Genomic DNA, 3,449 nt, shown 5'->3' on the forward strand with positions numbered 1-3,449 from the left:
GTTTTCCATGTTTTCTAATTCAATTTAAATGCTTCTAGTTTTTTGTTGAGTGCAGTCAATTCTGAGGCTTCAATTTCTGTTTTTTTTCTAATCGTGTTTATCAAATCGAAAAGTGACTTCACGTCTTCTTCTGCATTCCCTGTTTTGTGCGCTATGTGAGTTATAAAGTCGGAATTCTCCTCTCGCATGGTGATAAAATAGTGCTGCCTCAACTGGTCTAAAAAGAAATTAATCTTTTTTGTGGCAATCGATTTATGTGCTTTGTTTTGATAATATAAATTGCTGATCGTACCAATAAAATCTAAAGTGTCGTTTTGCAAAGGCTTAATAATGGGGATAATCCGTTGTTTTCTTTTAGCCTCAAAAAAGAGAAAGAAAATGAGAGTTAATAGAGAAATGTAATAAGCCCATTTCAAGCTTTCCTGCGATAAAATAAAGCGCAAGGGAGTTCTCGCCTCCATTCTTCCTAATTGATAAAATTCTGTCCAGTGGATATTGCCAGCAGGTAGGTATGACAGCATATGGCTGATGTACTCATGATTATCTTCATAAACGAGATAGTTGTTGGTAAATGCGAGGGGTGTAGAGCACAAGTAAATGTTGCCATCGCCCCATGGCCTTTTGATGAATGTAGCTCTTTCAATATCGTTTAGGCTCAGTATGGTGCTCTGTAGAGAATCGAACTCACTGAAATAATTCTGAGCATTGTCTCTCTGGTAATAAAACTCCTGGGCATCGATTTTAGGGTTGGTAAATGAAAGGGCAGCGGTATCACCCCGATCAAGGTTGGTGAAAATATTGCCTTGAAATAGATAATCAGCCGTATTGAGGTCAAGTGTATCGGCAAAGCGGCCAGTATAATAATTAGAGGCAATTAAAACATTACTACCATTGGCCACATGGGTTAATAAGGCATCGGTATCTTCTTGAGATGGCCCAAATTGTTGACTGAGAATAAAATAGTTTTGATAAACTGAGTCTTTGAGTTCGTAAAATGTGAGATTAGACTTTGTGGTTTTCTCAAACAGGTCACCCATTCTTTGGTCGAGCAGGTATGTACCAAAAGGATTTTTATCGAGACTAGCCAATGTGACCGTCCAATTGATAGGCTTTGGAGTGATGATTTCCATTACAGTATAGAACACCACACAAGCCACTAAAATGGCTATATATTTTACATCCTTTTTCACGATTCAAGCTGCTTTTTCCATTGGGTAAACAGGCCATTTACTTTGTTAAACAAAGGCTCATTCACTTCAAAATCACCATACCATGTATAATCAAAATAATAGCTTAAGTCATTAAATCCAGGTTTGAGATTTGGGCGGTTTAACTCGTGAGTGTAATCGTAATTGGTTTTGCCTGGTTGCCAATCAATCAAGTTTTTATCAGAAAGATGTTTAAGTGCCAGTAGGTATGTCAGCCGAATAGCCAGTCGGTAATTTTTATTTTGAATTGCTTCATCTATAAGCTTTTGAAAATCCATTTGATGGATGTCTTCATGATATACTTCATAGTCTAGCGAATTGCCATTCGTTTTGTTAAACAACCTGACAGATTGCATTGTGGCTATCTTGTAAATAGCATAAATAATTCCTGCCCCGAGTATAACATAGAGTATTATTTTACCGATAGGCGTGTCTGTGCCAAACTGAAAAAGCTTCATCAGCATTCTGTTAAGCCAGATTTTGAATCGTTGCCAAAGCGTTAATTCGGCTTCAGCTTTTGAACCATAATCAAAATCCTCATCAGCTTTATGCTGCTTTATTTTCTCCTCATCAAATTTTCTTAACTCAAGCTGAGAGTTATCATTTTTCAATGAAGTAGAATCGTTGGCTGTAGCCAATGAAGCAAATAATACAAAAAGTAACAGGCTAATAATGCTCTTCATCTTCGGGTTTTATCTGCTCGCTTCCAAAAGAGTCTATTTTAGACATAAGACCACGGGCTTCTTTCATTTCTACCAGGTTGAAATACTGAAAGGCAATCGCAATAAGCGGTATACAATATAGAATGTAACTACTAATGAAGTAGAGTAGAAGGGTCACATTGTTAAAAATCTGCATCACCAGAGAAGGCTCCTGAAACGGGTCTCCATTGATGTTATGCATCATTTCATAAATCATTTGTCCGTACCACGGGATAAAGAAAATGCCAGAAATTACATTATGGATTATTGATGTAACAACTAAAAGCCCAAACGTACTCCACCACTTACTTTTAATAAGTTGAAAACATCTACTCAGCGCTTTTCCAAACCCTACCTTCTCGTAGGCCCTAACGATAAAAATTAAAGTAAGGGCAACTAAAATATACATCATCGCTATGACTGCAGCGATCACAAAAATCGCGGCTAGGGCACTTGAAAATGAGCCAAAAAGGACAATGGGTATTATAAGTGCTATATAAATGGCCATAAAAACCAAAAAGTATAAAACCATAGTCCCTAATACATTCCAGAAAGAGCTTTTCACACGAGCCCAGACTTCAGAAACGGTTATGTTAGGCCCTTTTTTTTCTTCATATAATATGATGTAGTCATTTACGGTAGCAACAATCGCAGTACCACCAATCATAAGGAATACGAACCCGGCAATACAAAATATTATCATACTAGCCACATTATCTCCAAAAGGATCATTTATAGCTTGTGGGTTCATGCTCATTTTGATAAAGCCACTATAAATCTGGACGAAAAATAAACTACCAAGCGTAACGAAAGGCCCTGCTATATATAGCATGCTTTTGAAAAGAGGTTTAAAGTTTTGCTTGATAAACTCAATGGTGGCATTAAGCTTCTTACCGAAGTCTCGTGTTTTATGAAGCTCTATGTACTGTGCTGTCATTGCGGTTTAATTTAATAGGGTAGATGATGTAATAATAAATGATAAAACTGGCTGAAAGTGCAATAAACAACACTTTTATGGACCAATGCATAAATGTATACCTGGTAATGAATGACTCAATAAAGCCTGCCATAATAAATACGGGCACAAGTCCGATGACGATCTTCAGACCTTTTTTGGCACCTTTTTTTAATGATTCTAATCGACTATATGTCTTGGGGAATAATATGCTGTTGCCCATGACAAAGCCTGCAGCTCCGGCAATTACAATGGCAGACAACTCTAGTGTGCCATGAAGCATAACTACACCCAGAGAGTCTAACAGGCTGTCTTCTTTGGCTAAAAATGTAAAGAAAGCCCCTACCATAAGTCCATTGCTAAAAAGAATATAGCCCGTGCCAATAGATACTAAAAGACCAGCTGCAAATGCTCTAAAAGCAACAAATACATTATTTAAAGTGATCTGAAAAAACATGTCAGCTTCACCCATTTTGCCATAAACAGCTAATGGATTACCTTTTTCAATATTCTCAAGTGTCATATTTACGTAAGCATCTCCTAGTATTATTCTTATGAATGTATCGTCATTAAGAACCGAAACAA

Annotated in this window: 4 protein-coding genes; all 4 read right to left on the reverse strand. The window is 37.0% G+C overall.

All coding sequences use genetic code 11. The features are described 5' to 3' along the window. Positions 1-14: 14 nt before the first annotated feature. Positions 15-1,190 (reverse strand): DUF4350 domain-containing protein, encoded by a 1,176-nt coding sequence (locus E1176_RS03790; protein WP_155209241.1) that lies wholly within the window; start codon positions 1,188-1,190, stop codon positions 15-17. Beyond that, on the reverse strand, positions 1,187-1,891 hold the full coding sequence (locus tag E1176_RS03795; protein ID WP_155209242.1) for a DUF4129 domain-containing protein: 705 nt from the start codon (positions 1,889-1,891) through the stop codon (positions 1,187-1,189). Before E1176_RS03795 ends, E1176_RS03790 begins: the two co-directional genes overlap by 4 nt. Continuing rightward, on the reverse strand, positions 1,875-2,846 hold the full coding sequence (locus E1176_RS03800) for a hypothetical protein (protein WP_155209243.1): 972 nt from the start codon (positions 2,844-2,846) through the stop codon (positions 1,875-1,877). Before E1176_RS03800 ends, E1176_RS03795 begins: the two co-directional genes overlap by 17 nt. Next, a partial coding sequence (locus tag E1176_RS03805; protein ID WP_185152607.1) for a stage II sporulation protein M occupies positions 2,818-3,449 on the reverse strand: 632 nt, incomplete at its 5' end. The genes E1176_RS03805 and E1176_RS03800, both read right to left, overlap by 29 nt.

Origin of the sequence: Fulvivirga aurantia (assembly GCF_009711475.1) — a bacterium.
GTDB classification, from domain to species: Bacteria; Bacteroidota; Bacteroidia; order Cytophagales; family Cyclobacteriaceae; genus Fulvivirga; species Fulvivirga aurantia.

Coding starts and splice junctions, on each gene's coding strand:
- E1176_RS03795 (WP_155209242.1), bottom strand. CDS start 1,891: ATGAAGAGCATTATTAGCCTGTTACTTTTTGTATTATTTGCTTCATTG.
- E1176_RS03800 (WP_155209243.1), bottom strand. CDS start 2,846: ATGACAGCACAGTACATAGAGCTTCATAAAACACGAGACTTCGGTAAG.